12 protein-coding genes are annotated in these 18,516 nt (G+C 63.9%); 5 read left to right on the forward strand and 7 right to left on the reverse strand.

All coding sequences use genetic code 11. The annotated features are described in order from the left end of the window. Window positions 1-115 precede the first annotated feature (115 nt). The gene (cueR, locus tag ACWUKX_RS23650) at window positions 116-601 is read right to left on the reverse strand and encodes a Cu(I)-responsive transcriptional regulator (RefSeq protein ID WP_456009317.1); all 486 of its coding nucleotides are present in this window, start codon (window positions 599-601) and stop codon (window positions 116-118) included. Between the two features lie 162 nt (window positions 602-763). Between cueR and ACWUKX_RS23655 the strand changes: the two genes are divergently transcribed. Next, a complete protein-coding gene (locus ACWUKX_RS23655; protein WP_029347736.1) occupies window positions 764-1,381 on the forward strand; it encodes a L,D-transpeptidase in 618 nt (205 codons plus the stop codon). Between the two features lie 195 nt (window positions 1,382-1,576). Here ACWUKX_RS23655 and ACWUKX_RS23660 read toward each other — a convergent pair whose 3' ends face one another. The 5 genes from ACWUKX_RS23660 to ACWUKX_RS23680 form a co-directional block, all read right to left on the reverse strand. Then, window positions 1,577-2,146, reverse strand: coding sequence for a NifU family protein (locus ACWUKX_RS23660; RefSeq protein ID WP_029347737.1), 570 nt, complete (start codon window positions 2,144-2,146; stop codon window positions 1,577-1,579). A gap of 367 nt (window positions 2,147-2,513) precedes the next feature. Further along, window positions 2,514-3,005, reverse strand: coding sequence for a universal stress protein (locus ACWUKX_RS23665; RefSeq protein ID WP_029347740.1), 492 nt, complete (start codon window positions 3,003-3,005; stop codon window positions 2,514-2,516). Between the two features lie 89 nt (window positions 3,006-3,094). Further along, on the reverse strand, window positions 3,095-4,207 hold the full coding sequence (trpS, locus tag ACWUKX_RS23670) for a tryptophan--tRNA ligase (protein WP_456009318.1): 1,113 nt from the start codon (window positions 4,205-4,207) through the stop codon (window positions 3,095-3,097). A 496-nt stretch (window positions 4,208-4,703) separates the two neighbouring features. Further along, window positions 4,704-6,317: a murein biosynthesis integral membrane protein MurJ gene (gene murJ / locus ACWUKX_RS23675; RefSeq protein ID WP_456009319.1), complete on the reverse strand. Its 1,614-nt coding sequence runs from the start codon at window positions 6,315-6,317 to the stop codon at window positions 4,704-4,706. 46 nt (window positions 6,318-6,363) lie between these two features. Beyond that, window positions 6,364-9,165 carry a [protein-PII] uridylyltransferase gene (locus ACWUKX_RS23680; protein WP_456009320.1) on the reverse strand — a complete coding sequence of 934 codons (2,802 nt, stop codon included), beginning with the start codon at window positions 9,163-9,165 and terminating at the stop codon, window positions 6,364-6,366. Between the two features lie 242 nt (window positions 9,166-9,407). Here ACWUKX_RS23680 and ACWUKX_RS23685 point away from each other — a divergent pair, with 242 nt between their 5' ends. From ACWUKX_RS23685 to ACWUKX_RS23695, 3 genes are all read left to right on the forward strand, one after another. After that, the gene (locus tag ACWUKX_RS23685) at window positions 9,408-11,912 is read left to right on the forward strand and encodes a heavy metal translocating P-type ATPase (protein WP_456009321.1); all 2,505 of its coding nucleotides are present in this window, start codon (window positions 9,408-9,410) and stop codon (window positions 11,910-11,912) included. A gap of 43 nt (window positions 11,913-11,955) precedes the next feature. Beyond that, window positions 11,956-12,357, forward strand: coding sequence for a CopM family metallochaperone (gene copM, locus ACWUKX_RS23690; RefSeq protein WP_095521043.1), 402 nt, complete (start codon window positions 11,956-11,958; stop codon window positions 12,355-12,357). 79 nt (window positions 12,358-12,436) lie between these two features. After that, entirely contained in the window at window positions 12,437-13,282 is an 846-nt protein-coding gene (locus ACWUKX_RS23695; RefSeq protein ID WP_456009322.1) for an aldo/keto reductase, read from the forward strand. A gap of 51 nt (window positions 13,283-13,333) precedes the next feature. On the opposite strand, the gene mutS is transcribed toward ACWUKX_RS23695, so the two are convergent. Then, the gene (mutS, locus tag ACWUKX_RS23700; protein WP_456009323.1) at window positions 13,334-16,084 is read right to left on the reverse strand and encodes a DNA mismatch repair protein MutS; all 2,751 of its coding nucleotides are present in this window, start codon (window positions 16,082-16,084) and stop codon (window positions 13,334-13,336) included. Window positions 16,085-16,225: 141 nt separating this feature from the next. On the opposite strand from mutS, the gene ACWUKX_RS23705 reads away from it, so the two are divergent. Continuing rightward, on the forward strand, window positions 16,226-18,505 hold the full coding sequence (locus ACWUKX_RS23705; protein ID WP_456009324.1) for an NADP-dependent malic enzyme: 2,280 nt from the start codon (window positions 16,226-16,228) through the stop codon (window positions 18,503-18,505). The last annotated feature ends 11 nt before the right edge of the window (window positions 18,506-18,516 follow it).

The raw sequence follows: 18,516 nt of genomic DNA on the forward strand, positions 1-18,516 counted from the left end.
TCCTAAGCGTCGAAGAGACGATGCAAGCGCTTGGGAAGGCAAAGTCGATCCGGTATCGCCCGCCGGGGTCGTAAGGCCCCCTTTGCGGCCTCGCGGAGTGTCGGAGGCTAGTCGCTCATGCCGCCGCGGAAGCGATTTTATCTCCAGCCTGCGCAGCCCCCGCAATATCCTCCAGGATCGGGCAGTCCGGCCTGTCATCGCCGTGGCAGGCATGGATCAGCTTCTGCAAGGTCGAGCGCATCGACTGCAGCTCGCGCACCTTCTCCTCGATTGCCGTCACATGCGCGGCGGCGATCTCGCGCATGTCATGGCTGGCGCGGCTACGGTCGTGGTAGAGCGCCATCAGCTGGCGGCAGTCGTCGATCGAAAAGCCGAGATTGCGCGCGCGGCGCAGGAAAGTCAGCCGGTGGATGTCGTCGCCGCAATAGTCGCGGTAGCCGTTGCCGGCGCGCGCCGGACGGATCAGGCCGATCTCCTCATAGTAGCGAATGGTCTTGGCCGGCAGGCCGGAACGCTGGGCGGCATCTCCGACATCATGATGAGTTCCTTGACTTCCGGCGGCTTGGTGGGCCGCCCCATTGAATTTCCTACATAATCTCATGATCGCCGTTGCCGAAAGGCCACAGTTGAGGACTTACCGGCATGTAAGCCCCTGCATATAGGCATCGCGCGCTTGGCAAGCAAAGCAAATGCCAGCATGAATGATGGCGACAAAGCGGCCGTCTCGAGCCGCTCTATTTCGGGCGGGGCATCGGACCTTTTCATGCGCATGAAGTCATTCGCAATCGTCGCCGCACTTGCGCTGTCGACGGCTATTGCTGGTTGCAGCACCATCGGCTCGCAGATATTCACTAACAACTATGGCCCGATGACCGATGCGGGCTATCAACTGCCGCGCATTCCGATCGAAAAGGTGCCGTTCAAGTATCGCCGGCAGGTCGTTAGCTACGACACCGATGAAAAGCCGGGCACCATCGTGGTCGATACGCAGAACAAGTTTCTCTATTATGTCATGGGCGGCGGCGAGGCGATGCGTTACGGGATCGGCGTCGGCCGCGAGGGTTTTGAATGGCGCGGCACCGCCCGTATCGCGGTGAAGCGCGAATGGCCGACCTGGACGCCGCCTTCGGCGATGATCAAGCGCCAGCCGGAGCTCGCCAAGTTTGCCGGCGGCATGGAGCCCGGATTGACCAACCCACTCGGTGCGCGCGCCCTATATCTGTTCAACAAGGGCGGCGATTCGGGCTACCGGCTGCATGGCAGCCCGGAGTGGAACTCGATCGGCAAGGCGATGTCGTCGGGCTGCATCCGGCTGATGAACCAGGATATCATCGACCTCTACGACCGCACCTCGGTCGGCGCTAAAGTGATAGTCTTGTAACAACTTTCATACGCGGACCGTCTAGGCAACAAATGGACGTCGCAGAACAGAAAACCGGGCAGTTTGGCCCGGTTTTTTGTTATCGCGCCAGAGCAATCGCTTCAGACAAAAGACCAATTGTCGATCCCGGCGCAACCCGAAGCGATTGCCCTGGCTATCGCGTGAAGGCGGATTGGCGTTCTTTGAGCCGAGTCTCTAAGAGACCTGTTCGACCTGCTGCACCTCGGGCACAAAATGCCGGAGCAGGTTCTGGATGCCGTGCTTCAGCGTCGCCGTCGATGACGGGCAGCCGGCGCAGGCGCCCTTCATGTGCAGGAACACGGTGCCGTTCTCGAAGCCGCGGAAGGTGATGTCGCCACCGTCCTGGGCGACGGCCGGGCGCACCCGCGTGTCGAGCAGTTCCTTGATGGTGATGACCAGTTCCTCGTCGGCCTTGTCGTAGAATTCGCCGGTCTGGCTGGTCTCGGCAGCGGGGCCGGCCTTGGCCATCACCGGCGCGCCGGACATGAAGTGCTCCATAATGGCGCCGAGGATCGCCGGCTTCAGATGCTGCCAGTCGGGCCCGTCCTTGGTCACGGTGATGAAATCATAGCCGAAGAAGACGCCGGTGACGCCGGGGATCTCGAACAGCCGGCCGGCCAGCGGCGAAGCCGTAGCGGCGCTGTCGGCATCGCGGAAATCGGCGGTGCCTTCGACAAGCACTTCCTTGCCGGGCAGGAACTTCAATGTCGCCGGATTCGGCGTCGATTCGGTCTGGATGAACATGGATATCTCCGTGCCCATTCGGGCAGATAGTTTGGAATAATTCTAAATAGGCCTTATCGGCGGGACATTCAAGCCAAAGGCATCGCCGGAACGGCCGCCCGAGAGAATGAATTTTCTTCTACCGCGCCGCGCGTTCAATTGGACGCGCAAAGGACGCTCAGCACTTTGATTTTGCGTCAGGTTAGGGATTTTGCCCCAAGGTGTGTTGAGATTCGGGTCAGGCCGCGTCGGAGACGAAGACGCGCGCGAAGCGACCAGACTGGGTGGCTTCCGAGAACCGCAGCGGAGCGTACTTTTGGGTACGTGAGCACCGGAAGCGCAGGAAACCGCCATTCGCACTCCGGCATCACCTTAATATCAACATACCTTAGGCCAGGCTGTCGATCTCTTCGTCCGACAGGTTCTGCGGCACCACCGTCACCGGGATGGGAAAGGCGGCGCCCTTGCCGGCGACCGCGCCGACCAATGGCCCCGGGCCCTCTTTACCGGCGCCGGCCGCCAGCACGAGGATGGCGATATCCTGGTCTTCCTCGATCAATTTGTGGATCTCTTCCGTCGGCTTGCCTTCGCGCACCACCAGTTCCGGCTCGATGCCGAGCTTTTGGCGCACCTTGTTGGCGTACGCATCAAGCGCCGCCCGCGCGGTGGCGGTGGCCTCCTCGCGCATGATCTTCTCGACACCCAGCCAATGCTGGAAATCGTCCGGTTCGATCACATAGAGCAGCACCAGCACGCCGCTGGTGCTCTGCGCGCGCTTCGAGGCGTAGGCGACGGCCCGCTCGCATTCGGGCGTGTCGTCGATGATCGCCAGGAATTTGCGGCGATGGCCGGCTTCGCGGCTGAGGCGTTTGGAGACCATGTTCACCCTGTTCCTGGTTTCGATCGCAATCTGCCACCGCCACAGCCCGGCCGCAAGCGACCCGCGGGTGCAGCGATGTTGGGTGCAGATCAGCCTTGCAGCAGGCCGATGATGTCGCGCACGGTCTTCATCGTCGCTTCGGCCAGTGTGCCGGCGCGTTCGCCGCCATCCCCCAGCACTGCGTCGACATATGCGCGGTCGTCGGAAATGCGGCGCATCTCGCCGGCGACCGGCGCCAGCTTTTCCACGGCAAGGTCGGCCAGCGCCGGCTTGAATACCGAAAACTGCTGGCCGCCGAACTCTTTCAGCACCGCCTCCTTCGATACCTCGGCCAGACCCGCATAGATGCCGACCAGGTTTTCGGCTTCCGGCCGGCCGGCAAGGCCGTCCAATTCACTTGGCAATGCCTCGGGGTCAGTCTTGGCCTTGCGGATCTTCTTCGAGATGCTGTCGGCATCGTCGGTCAAATTGATGCGCGACAGGTCCGACGGGTCCGACTTCGACATCTTCTTGGAGCCGTCGCGCAGCGACATGATGCGCGCCGCCGGTCCGCCGATGATCGGCTCGGTCAGCGGGAAATAACCGTTCACCGTCTCCTCGCCGACCTTCATCTCGACGCCGACGCCAAGGCCGGCGATGCGGTCCGAAAAGTCGTTGTTGAATTTTTGCGCGATGTCGCGTGTCAGCTCCAGATGCTGCTTCTGGTCATCGCCGACCGGCACGTGGGTGGCGCGGTAGACGAGGATGTCGGCCGCCATCAGGCTCGGATAGGCAAGCAGCCCGAGCGATGCATTCTCGCGGTCCTTGCCGGCCTTGTCCTTGAACTGCGTCATCCGGTTCATCCAGCCGATGCGGGCCACGCAGTTGAAGATCCAGGCAAGCTCGGCGTGTTGCATGACCCGCGACTGGTTGAAGACGATGTGCTTCTTCGGGTCGATGCCGGAGGCGAGAAACGCCGCGGTGATCGAGCGTGTCTGGTCCTTGAGATCGTCATGGACAAGCTGCGCGGTCAGCGAATGCAGGTCGACGACGCAATAGATGCAATCGGAGGTGTCCTGCAGGGCGACGAATTTCTTGATGGCGCCGAGATAGTTGCCGAGATGCAGATTGCCGGTCGGCTGGACGCCGGAAAAGACAAGTGGCTTGAAGGCAGGCTGATTGAAGGCAGGCTGATTGAAGGCGGGCTGATTGGAGTCAGTCATGGTGTTTCCCGGGCTTGTGGAGGGCCGTTTCGCACGCGGCGAAAGTCTTTCGACGGCGCGCTTATGGACGAGAGCGGGGAGCGGATCAAGAGGTTGTCGGCTAGCACGGCGGGGCAAATCGCTTCGGGCCAGATTGCTTGTTCCATACTGTTTGAGGCATCGCGCTTGTTGCGCTTGTCGCTCGGCTTGACAGGCCGACGCTGCCCCTCATTGTCCTGCCGGACATTTCTCCCCGTAAAGAGACGGGGAGAAAGACGCCGTCATCGCCGGTTTCACCGGTCGCTAACGTTGCAGGAAGGCCGCCGGCATTTGCGGCCAGCTACTTTCCCCCCGTAAAACGGGGAGATTGCCATGCGTGAAGCTCTGGAGCGCCGGCGCAATCGTGAGACGCCGCTGGAACGGCGGCACGGCTTCGGGCCGAGTTCGGGATTGAGCTTAGCAAGCAAGCACGCAACCCGCTGCCGCGCTCGGTCTATGACACAACTGTCCTGTGAGACTAATGCTTGTCGACAGAGCCGCTATCGTTCGGCTCACTGACAGGCGGCGATCCCTTCCGCCTGACATTGCGCCGGATCATGCCGAAATCGGCGCCGCCGGTGGCGAAGGCGGTGACGAAATAAAGCAACGCTCCGCCGGCAACCAGCGCGAGAAGCGTCGTAGCCTTGACGACCAGCGGTGAGCCCGAGGCCAGTTGGGCGGCAAACCAGTGCTCGGCAAAATAGAGCGCCGCCCCCATCACCGCCGCCGACAGCACCAGCCGTGGGATGCGTCTCATGAGTGGTACGTCGCGGCCCCAGTGACCGCGCCGGATCAGCACGCCGAGCAGCATCAGCGCATTGACCCAGCCGGCGACGGCCGAGGCGACGGCGATGCCCGGCGCGCCCATCTGCGGAAACAGCGTCAGCGCGGTGGTGATGTTCACCGCCACCGAGATGGCGGCGAAGATCATCGGCGTGCGCGTGTCTTCGCGGGCGAAATAGCCGGGCGTGAACGCCTTGATCAGCACAAAGGCCGGCAAACCCAAGCCGAAGATCGCCAGGATTGCCGCCACGATTGGCGTCGAGTTGTTGGCGGCAAATGCCCCGCGTTCGTAGACCAGCCCCACGATCGGCTCCGACATGACCAGCAGTGCCGCCGCCGCCGGCAACGTCAGGAACAAGGTGAACTCCACCGACCGGTTCTGCAGATTGGCCGCTTCGATCAGATTGCCTGACTTCAGCGCCCGCGACAGCTCGGGCAGAAGCACGATGGCGACGGCGACGCCGACGACGCCGAGCGGCAGCTGGTAGATACGGTCGGCATAGGCGAGAGACGACACCGCACTGTCCTGCGCCGAGGCGATCGCGGTGCCGATCAGCTGGTTGATCTGAGTGATGCCGCCGGTGATTGCCGCCGGCAGCGCCAGGATCAGCAGCCGCTTGACATTTCGCGTCATCTTTGGCCTGCGGAAACCGATCGAGATGCCGGCATGGCGCACCGCCACCCAGACGATCGCCAGTTGCACCAGCCCCGCCGCCAGCACGCCCCACGCCAACGCGAAGCCGACGGTGCGCGCGTCCGATCCCTTGTGCCAGGAATAGGCGAGCACGCCGATCAGGATGATGTTGAGGAACACTGGCGCCACCGCCGCGGCGAAATAGCGGCGCAGCGAATTCAGCATGCCGGCCATCATGGCGCCGAGCGACATGCAGATCAGGTAGGGAAACATGATGGTCGCAAGCCGGACCGTCATCTCGAACTTTCCCGGCGTGTCGGCAAAGCCCGGCGCCACCAGGTAGCGCACGATCAGCGGCATCGCCAGTTCCATGGCGATGGTCAGCGCCAGCAGCGCCGTGAACAGCACGCCGAACACCTCTTCCGAAAAGCGCTTGGCGCCATCGGTGCCGTGGGTCTCGATTTCTTTGGCGAACAGCGGCACGAAGGCGGCATTGAAGGCGCCTTCGGCAAACAGCCGGCGAAAGGTATTGGGAAACTGGAACGCCGCGTTGAAGGCGTCGGCAATCGGCCCGGTGCCGAGTGCGGCCGCCATCAGCATCTCGCGGCCGAAGCCGAGGGCACGGCTCATCAGCGTGCCGGAAGCGACCGTCGCGAACTTTTTGACAAGGCTCATGCGTCTGGAGACTGCCTGCAGGATTGGGACAAATAAATGGTGGTTTTCACTCGGCCGCGGCCTTGGCCTTGCCGCCGCGCTCCGGCACGGTGCCTTCGAGAACCGCGATCAGCCTGTTTTGGATGGCGGCCATGCGCGTCGGGCTGTCGATCTTCTGGCCGGTGAGATCGGTTACATAGAAGGTATCGATGACCTTTTCGCCGAAGGTGGTGATGTGTGCCGACGCGATGTCGAGCGACAGGTCGGACAACGCCCCGGTGATCTCGGACAGCAGGCCCGGCCGATCCAACCCCTCGACCTCGATCACCGAGAACCGGTTCGACAGCGTATTGCGGATTTCGGCGCGCGGCGGGATGCGGAAGACCTTGGCGCCGCGCCGCGGCTTGGTGCGCTTCTCGATCATCTCCGGCAGCCAGCTCTTGCCCGACAGCACATCCTCGATCAGGCGGCCGACGCGCCCGGCGCGGCGGCGTTCGTCCTCGTCGCGGTCGAATTCCCTCGAGATCAGGATGGTGTCCAGCGCGCGGCCATCGGCGGTGGTGAAGATCTGAGCGTCGACAATGTTGCCGCCGGCCGCCACACATGCCCCGGCAATGACCGAAAGCAGGCGGGGATGGTCCTGCGCCAGCACGGTGATCTCGGTCACCGCCTCGAACTGATGGGTCTTGATCATCGTGGTGAGCTTCTTGCCCGCCGCATCCGCCTCGCGGATGAATTCGGCGTGGCGAAGCTGGTCGGCGAGATCGACCGTCAGCAGATAGTTCTCGTAGTGCAGGCCGACATAGCGCTTGCGGGCTTTTTCGGACCAATCGGCAAGCGCTTCGGCCAGCCGCTCGCGTGCCGCCGCCGTTCGCTCGGCGCGCGACACTTCCGAAAATCCCCCGGTCAACAGCAATTCGGTCTCATAGTAGAGCGTGCGCAGCAATTGGCCTTTCCAGCCGTTCCAGACGCCCGGCCCGACGCCTCTGATATCGCAGACGGTAAGGATGAGCAGCAGCTTCAGCCGTTCGACCGACTGCACGATCGCGGCGAAATCCTCGATTGTCTTGCGGTCGTTGAGATCGCGGGTCTGTGCCGTCATCGACATGACGAGGTGGTTCTCGACCAGCCAGGCAACTGTTTCGGTGTCGGCCGCCGACAGCCCCATATGCGGGCAGATGCGCCGCGCGATCCGGGCACCCACTTCGGAATGGTCCTCGGGCCGTCCCTTGGCGATGTCGTGCAAAAGCACCGCGACGTAGAGCGCCTCGCGGCTTTTCTTCAGCCCCGGCATCAGCGTGTGGGCAAGCGGGTGGATCTTTTCACCGTCGCCACGCTCGATCTCGGCCAAAACGCCGATACAGCGGATCAGGTGCTCGTCCACCGTATAGTGGTGGTACATCGAGAACTGCATCATGGCGACGATCTTGCCGAAATCCGGGATCAGCTTTGCCAGCAGTCCCGCCTCGTTCATGCGCCTGAGATTGAGTTCGGCATTGCGGTCCGACGTCAATATGTCGAGGAACAGCCGGTTGGCTTCCTCGTCGCGCCTGAGCGCCTTGCCGACGAGGCCGAGCGAACGGGTCAGCAGCTTCAGCGCATCGGGGTGAAATTCCAGCCCGTGCTTGTCGGCGAACCAGAACAGCCTCAAGAGATTGACCGGATCGCGCTCGAACACCAGGTCGTCGGCGACGTTGATGCGGTGGTTGTCGATAATGAAATCGGACGTGCCGGCAAGCTTGCGCTTGCGGCGCGAGAAGGTGAGGAAGATGCGGTTGAAGCCCGGCACATGCTTGGCCTGCTCTTCCTCGAGTGCAGCGCAGAAGATGCGGGTGAGATCCCCGACATCCTTGGCGACGAGGAAGTAATGCTTCATGAAGCGCTCGACCGCCGACAGGCCTGGATGTGTGGTGTAGCCCAGCCGCTCGGCGATCTCGCGCTGGATGTCGAAATGCAGCCGTTCCTCGGCTTTGCCGGTGAGGAAATGCATGTGGCAGCGCACCGCCCACAGGAAATCCTCGGCCTTCTGGAACTCCCGGTATTCGGTGCCGGTGAAGACGCCCTTGTCGACCAGCTCCTCGCCGGTGCGCACCCGGTAGAAATACTTGCCGATCCAGAACAGCGTCTGCAGGTCGCGCAGGCCGCCTTTGCCGTCCTTGACGTTGGGTTCGACCAGATAGCGGCTTTCGCCGGCCTTGGCATGGCGCTCGTCGCGTTCGGCAAGCTTGGCCTGCACATATTCGGGCCCGGTCGTGCGCACCACCTCGCGGTCGAAACGCTGCAAGAGCTCGTCATAGAGCTTCTGCTCGCCCCACAGGAAACGCGCTTCCAGGATCGAGGTGCGGATGGTGATGTCGGTGCGCGACAGCCGCAGGCATTCGTCGATGTTGCGGGTGGCGTGGCCGACCTTCAGCCCCAGATCCCAAAGTATGTAGAGCATGTATTCGACGATTTGCTCGCCCCATGGCGTCTGCTTGTAGGGCAGCAGGAAGAGGAGATCGATGTCGGATCCCGGCGCCAGCGTGCCGCGGCCATAGCCGCCGACCGCGACGACGGCCATGCGTTCGGCCGATGACGGATTTTTGACGCGATAGACATGGGTGGCGGCGAAATCGTAGAGCGCGCGGATGATCTCGTCCATGAGATGCGACAGCCGGGCGGCGCAGGCGGTGCCACTGCCGTCGTCCATCAGCATGCGTTCGGCGATGCTGCGGCCGGCGGTCAGCCTGCCCTTGAGAAGCTGGAGAACACCGGCGCGCGCAGCCTTGCCGGAGCCGTCGCCTGCCGTGGCCGCGGTCAGCGCCGTCATCTCGCAGCGCAAGGCTTGGCTGTCGATCAGTTCATCGAGCTTTAGAGAGATTCTTGCCATAAGTGCCGTTCGGCCTCGCCGTTTTGGCGGCGTCTATAGCGCGTTTTCGCGGCGCTGGGTATGGGTCGGACGGACACGCTCTCCACGGAGTCGTCGATGGCATGCGGCGGCGGCTGGATGCGGGATTGTCCGCCGGCGGTTTGGCGCGTGCCTCGGCAAGAAAAACAGAAATTGGTCCTTGACCTTCCAGTCACTGGAAGCACTACCTCCGTTTCAGAACCGAGACACAGGGGCATTTCCGCATGACGCATTCCGACCATGACCATCACGCCCATAGCGGCTGCTGCGCGGCAAAAGCTGTTCCGTCCGTCGCCGACGCCGTCATTCGCGATCCGGTCTGCGGCATGACCGTCGATCCGGCCGCCGGCAAGCCGACAGCCGAGCATGGCGGCCATCTCTATCATTTCTGCAGCGAGCGCTGCCGTTCAAAATTCACGGCCGAGCCGGAAAAGTACCTTAGCGCCACCGACCCGGTCTGCGGCATGCGTGTCGACCGTGCCGCCGCGAAGCACTTTTCCCGGCATGAAGGCCAGGGCTTCTATTTTTGTTCGGCCGGCTGCAAGGTGAAATTCGAGGCGGAGCCGGCAAAGTATCTTGGCGACAAGCCAGAGCCGCAGGCGATGCCGAAAGGCACGCAATACACCTGCCCGATGCATCCCGAAATCGTCCGCGACAAGCCGGGCGCCTGCCCGATCTGCGGCATGGCGCTGGAGCCGATGGGCGTGCCGACCGGCGATGAGGGGCCGAACCCGGAACTGGTCGACTTCACGAGGCGGTTCTGGGTGAGCGCCGTGTTGTCGGTGCCATTGCTGATATTCGCCATGGCGCCAATGCTCGGCGTGACGTTTAGCGCCTTCATCGAGGATTCGGCGAAGATCTGGGTGGAATTGGCGCTGGCCAGCCCGGTTGTGCTGTGGGCGGCATTCCCTTTCTTCCATCGCGGCTGGGATTCGGTTCTCAACCGCAGCCCCAACATGTGGACGCTGATTTCGCTCGGCGTTGGTGCCGCCTATCTCTACAGCGTCGTCGCCGCGCTGTTCCCGGATATTTTTCCGCACCAGTTCCGCGGTCATGAGGGCACGGTGCCGGTCTATTTCGAGGCGGCCGCCGTCATCGTGGCGCTGGTTTTCCTCGGCCAGGTGCTGGAGTTGCGCGCCCGTGAGAAAACCGGCTCGGCGATCCGCGCGCTGCTCGACCTCGCGCCGAAGACCGCGCGGCTGATCGGCGAGGACGGTTCCGAAAACGACGTGCCGCTCGACACGGTCAAGGCCGGCGATCGCCTGCGCATCCGCCCCGGCGATGCCGTGCCGGTCGACGGCATCGTGCTGGAAGGCCGCTCTTCCATCGACGAATCGATGCTGTCAGGCGAGCCGCTGCCGGTCGAAAAGACCGAAGGCGACCCGCTCACCGGCGGCACGCTCAACAAGAACGGTTCGCTGATCATGCGCGCCGAGAGGATCGGCGCCGAAACCACGCTGGCGCGGATCGTCGAGCTCGTCGCCAAGGCGCAGCGTTCGCGCGCGCCGATCCAGGGTCTGGCCGACCGCGTCTCCTTCTATTTCGTCCCGGCCGTCGTGGTGGTTGCGATCGTTGCGTTCATCGCCTGGGCGATCTTCGGGCCGCAACCCAGCCTGATCTTTGCCATCGTCTCTGCGGTCTCGGTGCTGATCATCGCCTGTCCTTGCGCGCTGGGGCTTGCCACGCCTATGTCGATCATGACCGCCACGGGGCGCGGCGCGCATGCCGGCGTGCTGATCAAGGATGCCGAGGCGCTCGAACGCTTTGCTTCGGTCGACACGCTTATCGTCGACAAGACCGGCACATTGACCGAAGGCCGGCCGAGATTGACCGACCTCGTCGCGGCCGAAGGCATAACGCAGGATGATCTGCTGGCATTTGCCGCCGGGCTCGAAAAAGGCTCGGAGCATCCGCTGGCCGAGGCGATCGTCGAAGGCGCCCGTGAACGCGGGGTAAAGATTCCCGACGTCGGCGGTTTCGAGGCGGTGACCGGCAAGGGCGTTTCCGGCACGGTGTCGGGAAAGAACGTCGCGCTCGGCAACGCCGCGATGATGGCCGATCTCGGCATCGATATCGCATCCATCTCGACCAGCGCCGAAGCGCTGCAGGCCGAAGGCAAGACCGCGATGTTCGTCGCCGTCGGCAAGAAACTGGCCGGCATCGTCGCCGTCGCCGACCCGATCAAGGCAACGACATCAGAAGCGATCAAGGCGCTGCACGACCGCGGCCTCAAGATCATCATGGCGACCGGCGATAACGAACGCACGGCGAAAGCCATCGCCAGCAAACTCGGCATCGACGAGGTGCGTGCCGGCCTGCTGCCGGAACAGAAGAGTGCGCTGGTCGAGGAGTTGCGCGCCAGGGGCGCCGGCGTCGCCATGGCCGGCGACGGCGTCAACGACGCGCCGGCGCTGGCCGCCGCCGATGTCGGCATCGCCATGGGCACCGGCGCCGATGTAGCGGTCGAAAGCGCTGGGATCACGCTGGTCAAGGGCGATCTCAACGGCATCGTCCGGGCCCGCACGCTCGCCCAGGCGACGATCCGCAACATCCGCCAGAACCTGTTCTTCGCCTTCCTCTACAACGTGCTTGGCGTGCCGGTTGCCGCCGGCGTGCTCTATCCGCTCACCGGCACGTTATTGTCGCCGATGATTGCGGCAGCGGCGATGAGCCTGTCCTCGGTTTCGGTCATCACCAACGCGTTGCGGCTCAGGACGTTGAGACTCTGAGCCAAGCCTCCAGATAGAAATTCGTTCAAAAAGGAGATCACGAATGACCTTGGCCAAGAAGATCGTGCTGCTGCTGATGGCGGCCGGAATGCTGCTTGCCGTTTTCCTCGAAAGCATTCCGTCGCAAGCCCAGGAGATGAAACACGACAAGGGGGCGCACGACATGGGCGCGATGGGCGCGCAAAGCCCCTCGACCAACGGGTACAAGGCGGCGATGGACAAGATGCACACCGCCATGATGGCGATCGAACCTTCCGGCAATACCGATGTCGATTTCGCCCGCGGCATGATCCCGCATCATCAGGCCGCAATCGACATGGCCAAGATCGAGCTTGCCAATGGCAAGGATCCGGAAATGCGCAAAATGGCCGAAGCGGTGATCGCGGCGCAGGAAGCCGAGATCAAGCAGATGCAGGATTGGCTGGCCGCCCATCCGGTGGAGTAGCACCAGGCAGCTCGCGGGAAATCCGGGGTGGATTTCTCCCGAAGGGTGTGCTGCCATCGGGCGTCGATTGGAGCGCGCCATGCCATCAACGATAAGAACCACCACATTGCCCTCGGGCGAAGCCCTTCCCGTGCTGGGTCAAGGCACGTGGAGGATGGGCGAGGATTTCAGCCGCCATGACGATGAGGTCAACGCGCTGAAGCTCGGGCTCGATCTCGGCATGACGCTGATCGACACCGCCGAAATGTATGCCAGCGGCGGGGCCGAGGAGGTGGTGGCGGATGCCATTGCCGGGCGCCGCGACGAGGTGTTCCTGGTCTCCAAGGTGCTCCCGTCCAACGCCTCGCGCATCGGCGTTCCGGCGGCCTGCGACAGAAGCCTCAGGCATCTGCGCACCGACCGTATCGATCTCTATCTGCTGCACTGGCCCGGCAGCCTGCCTCTGGCGGAAACGGTCGAGGCCTTCGACGCGTTGAAAAAGGCCGGCAAGATCCGCCACTGGGGCGTCAGCAATTTCGACACTCATGAGATGGAGGAACTGGTCAGCCTGCCGGCCGGCGACAGCGTCCAGACCAACCAGATCCTCTACAATCTGTCCCAGCGCGGCCCCGAATTCGACCTTGCGCCCTGGAGCCGGCAACGCGGCATTCCGCTGATGGCCTATTCGCCGGTCGATCAGGGCGTATTGGCGCGCAATACCACGCTCGAAGCCATCGCCGCCCGCCACAATGCCACGGCGGCTCAGTTGGCGCTGGCCTGGCTGATGGCACAGGACGGCGTCATCGCCATCCCAAAGGCCGGCAGGCAAGAGCATGTCCGCCAGAATGTCGCTGCGTTGGACATCGAGCTCACCTCGGAAGATTCCGCAGAAATCGACCGTGCCTTCCCGCCACCGACCCGCAAGCGCGGGCTGCAGATGATTTGAGGTGGCGCAGGACCTAGGGTCGCGTTCCCTGCGCTATCGTACGAAGCCTGACTACTTCCCCGCCATTCCCTTCAGCCGATACAGCGCTTCCAGCGCCTCCCTCGGCGTCATCTCGTCGGGATTGATCTCCCCTAGCGCCGCGCTTAGTCCATCGCTCTTTGCCGGCTTCGGCGCCTCTCGTTTCACCGCCACCGAAAACAGCGGCAGATCGTCGACCAGCCGGTTTGCCTTGCCCGAAACCTCGCCCGCTTCCAGCTGGTGCAGCACTTCCCTGGCCCGCCCGACCACCGCTTCCGGCAAGCCGGCCAGACGCGCCACCTGCACGCCGTAGGAGCGGTCGGCGGCACCCTTGCCGACCTCGTGCAGGAAGACCACGTCGCCCTCCCATTCCTTGACCCGCATGGTGACGTTGTGCAGCCGAGCGAGTTTGCTGGCCAGCGCCGTCATCTCGTGGAAGTGGGTGGCGAAGATCGCCCGGCAACGGTTCTTCTCGTGCAGATACTCGACCGCCGCCCAGGCGATCGACAGGCCGTCGAAGGTAGCTGTGCCGCGGCCGATCTCGTCCAGGATCACCAGCGCGCGTTCGCCGGCCTGGTTGAGGATCGCCGCCGTTTCGACCATCTCGACCATGAAGGTCGAGCGGCCGCGCGCCAGATCGTCCGAGGCCCCGACACGTGAAAACAGCCGGTCGACGACGCCGATATGGGCTGATGCCGCCGGCACGAAGGAGCCGGTCTGGGCGAGGATGGCGATCAGCGCGTTCTGCCTGAGGAAGGTCGATTTGCCGCCCATATTGGGGCCGGTCAGCAGCCAGATCGCGCCGTTCTTGGCATCGCCTTCCGGCGATAGATCGCAATCATTGGCGACGAACGATCCTTCGCCCGAACGCCGCAGAGACTGTTCCACCACCGGATGCCGTCCGCCCGAAATTGCGAAGGCGAGGCTGGCGTCCACCACGGGCCGGCACCAGGCTTCGCTTTCGGAAAGCAGCGCAAGTGCCGCCGACACGTCGAGCACGGCAAGCGCTTCTGCGCCGCCGCGGATCTTGTCCGCCTGGCCGACCGCTTCCGCCGTCAGCCTGTCGAAGGCGGCAAGCTCGATCGCCAGCGCCCGGTCGGCGGCGTTGGCGATCTTGGATTCCAGCTCGGCGAGTTCGGTCGTGGTGAAGCGCATGGCATTGGCCATGGTCTGACGATGGATGAAGCGCGCCCTCGCTCCATCGCTGCTCGTCATGATCGCATGGTGGTTGGCGGTGACTTCGATATAATAGCCAAGCACATTGTTGTGCCGGATTTTCAGCGAGCGGATGCCGGTTTCCTCGATCAGCGAGCGCTCCAGCCCGGCAATCACCTTGCGCGATTCATCGCGCAGTGCCCGCATTTCGTCGAGCTCAACGTGGTAGCCGCTGCGGACGAAGCCGCCGTCGCGCTTGAGCAGCGGCAGCTCGTCACTGAGCGCCTGCGTCAGATGCTCGGCCAGCGGACGTGGCAGCGCCTCGATCGCCGCCAGCGCCGCCGCCAGTTCTTGCGGAAGGGCGGTCGCCCCGAACAGTTCGGCAATAGTGCCGGCAGCCTCGAACCCGGCACGCAGCGCGCCGAGATCGCGCGGGCCGCCTCGGTTGAGCGCCAGCCGCGACAGGGCGCGAGGCATGTCGGCGACGCTCTTCAGGCTCGCCCGCACCGCCTGGCACAGTCGTGTCTCCGACCGGAAGAACGACACCGAATCCAACCTTGCACCAATTGCTGCCGGATCGGTCAGCGGCGCCATCAGCCGGTCGGCGAGCAGTCGCGCCCCACCGCCGGTCACCGTGCGGTCGATCGCCTTGAACAGCGAGCCCTCGCGGCTGCCGGAAAGGGTGCGCAGCAGCTCCAGATTGGCGCGTGTCGCCGGATCGATGAACAGCGTCGAACCCTGCTCCTCGCGCTCGGGCCGCGACAGCGGCGGCCGCTCGGCCTTCTGCGTTTTTTCGACATAAGCGATAGCGCCTGAGATCGCCGATAGCTCGGCGCGGGAAAACGTGCCGAAACTGTCCGGCGTCGCCACCTCGAAGAAACGGGCGATGCGCCCGGCGGCTGATGCCGAGTCGAACAGGCTCGGCGGCTGCGGATTGGCGACCCGGCCGAGCACGTCGAACACCGGTTTCAGCTCGGGATCGTAAAACACCGGCTCGGCGACAATCAGCTCGCGCGGGTCGACGCGAAAGACATCGGCGAGCAGCCGGTCTGCGGTGGTCTCGGCAACGCGGAAGGCGCCGGTCGAGATCTCGATCCAGGCCAGCGCAAAACTTCCTTGGTTCCCTGTCGCGCTGCCGCGCTCCCCGCCTCTTGGCTCGGCCCCGCCCTTGACCCGGCCAAGCGCCATCAAAAAGCTCGATTCTGACGGCGCCAGCAACTTGTCCTCGGTGATGGTGCCGGGCGTCACCAACCGCACCACGTCGCGGCGCACCACCGACTTGCCGCCGCGTTTCTTCGCCTCGGCCGGATCCTCGATCTGCTCGCAGACGGCGACGCGGAACCCTTGTCCGATCAGCTTCTGCAGGTAGTCGTCGGCGGCATGCACCGGCACGCCGCACATCGGGATGTCGAGGCCCTGGTGCTTGCCGCGCTTGGTCAGGACGATGCCGAGCGCCCGGCTCGCCTTCTCGGCGTCGTCGAAGAACAGCTCGTAGAAATCGCCCATGCGGTAGAACAGCAGCGAATCCGGGTCCGCCGCCTTGATCTCGATATACTGCTCCATCATCGGCGTCGCCGGCGCAAAGGCCGGCGTAGCGCTGTCGCTGCGAATGGGCGTTTCGTCGTTCAAGAAGCTGCTTCCAAAATTCCCGAGCTATCTGCTTGGCGGTTTACAGCGGCGAAGTGTAGCCTTAATCCCGAACGTTCCACAAAAGAAAGCATTGCGCCCGTCTCGACGAGGTGCTGCACGGGTGAGGAAATCGAAAGCATCATGGCCAGGAAAACCGAAAACCCCGGGCCCTCCGTCAGTGCGCAGGAGGCGCTGGAATTCCACGCCATGGGCCGTCCCGGCAAGCTGGAGATCGTCGCCACCAAGCCGATGGCCACCCAGCGCGACTTGAGCCTCGCCTATTCGCCGGGCGTCGCGGTTCCGGTCCTCGCCATCGCCGAGGATCCCAGCCGCGCATTCGACTACACGGCGCGCGGCAACATGGTAGCGGTCATTTCCAACGGCACCGCCATCCTCGGCCTCGGCAATCTCGGCGCGCTGGCCGCCAAGCCGGTGATGGAAGGCAAGGCGGTGCTGTTCAAGCGCTTCGCCGATGTCGATTCCATCGATCTCGAGGTCGACACCGAGGATGCCGACGAGTTCATCAACTGCGTGCGCTTCCTCGGGCCCTCCTTCGGCGGCATCAACCTGGAAGACATCAAGGCGCCGGAATGCTTCATCATCGAGCAGCGGCTGCGCGAACTGATGGACATACCGGTCTTCCACGACGACCAGCACGGCACCGCCATCATCTCGGCCGCCGGCCTGATCAACGCGCTGGAAATCACCGGCCGCGACATGAAGACCACGAAAATGGTCTGCAACGGCGCGGGTGCGGCTGGCATCGCCTGCATCGAGCTGATGAAGGCAATGGGCTTTGCGCCTGAAAACATCATTCTGTGCGACACCAAGGGCGTCGTCTTCCAGGGCCGCACCGAAGGCATGAACCAGTGGAAGTCGGCGCACGCCGTCAAGACCGACGCGCGCTCGCTAGCCGAGGCGCTGGACGGCGCCGACGTGTTTCTCGGCCTGTCCGCCAAGGGCGCACTGACCACCAAGATGGTGCAGTCGATGGCCGAGAAGCCGATCATTTTCGCCATGGCCAATCCCGATCCGGAGATCACGCCGGAGGAAGTCGCCGAAATCCGCACCGATGCCATCATGGCCACCGGCCGTTCGGACTATCCGAACCAGGTCAACAACGTGCTCGGCTTCCCCTACATCTTCCGCGGCGCGCTGGACGTGCGGGCGACCACCATCAATGATGACATGAAGATCGCCGCGGCGCGGGCGCTGGCCGAACTGGCGCGCCAGGATGTGCCCGACGACGTCGCCGCCGCCTACCAGGGCATGCGGCCGAAATTCGGCCCCAACTACATCATCCCGGTGCCGTTCGATCCGCGCCTGATCTCGGCCATTCCGATCGCGGTCGCCAAGGCAGCGATGGAGTCCGGCGTCGCGCGCAAGCCGATCCTCAACCTCGACCGCTACGCGCAGGAGCTTTCCGCCCGCCGCGATCCGATCGCCTCGACGCTGCAGCGCATCTACGACCGCGTGCGCCGCCAGCCCAAGCGCATCGTTTTCGCCGAGGGCGAGGAGGAGCAGGTGATGCGCGCCGCCGTCTCCTACGTGAACCAGCGGCTCGGCACCGCCATCCTGCTCGGCCGCGACGACATCATCAAGGAGAACGCCAGGAACGCCGGCATCGAGCTGAACAAGCAAGGCATCGAGATCATCAACGCCAGGCTGTCGCGCCGCAATGGCGTCTACACCGACTATCTCTACGAGCGCATGCAGCGCAAGGGCTTCTTGTTTCGCGACTGCCAGCGCCTGATCAACAACGACCGCAACCATTTCGCCGCCTGCATGGTGGCGCTGGGTGATGCCGACGGCATCGTCACCGGGGTCACCCGCAACTACTCCACGGCGCTCGACGACATCCGCCGTGTCATCGACGCCAAGCCCGGCCACCGCGTCATTGGCGTTTCGATCGTGCTGGCGCGGGGCCGAACCGTGATCGTCGCCGATACCGCCGTGCACGACATGCCCAATGCCGAACAGATCGCCGACATCGCCGAGGAAGCCGCCGGCTTTGCCCGCCGCATGGGTTATGAACCAAGGCTCGCCATGCTCGCCTATTCCACCTTCGGACATCCGCAGGGTGAGCGCTCAGAGCGCGTCCAGGAAGCGGTGCGCATCCTCGACAAGCGGCGCGTCGATTTCGAGTATGACGGCGAGATGGCCGCCGACGTGGCGCTCAATGCGCGCGCCATGGCGCAATACCCGTTCATCCGGCTGACCGGCCCTGCCAATGTGCTGATCATGCCGGCCTTCCACTCGGCCTCGATCTCGACCAAGATGCTGCAGGAACTCGGCGGCTCGACGGTCATCGGCCCGCTGCTGGTCGGATTGGACAAGCCGGTCCAGATCGTCTCGCTCAACGCCAAGGACAGCGACATCGTCAACATGGCGGCGATCGCGGCGTATACGGCGGGGGCGTGAAGAGCGGACGT

Source organism: Mesorhizobium sp. f-mel (assembly GCF_053850215.1).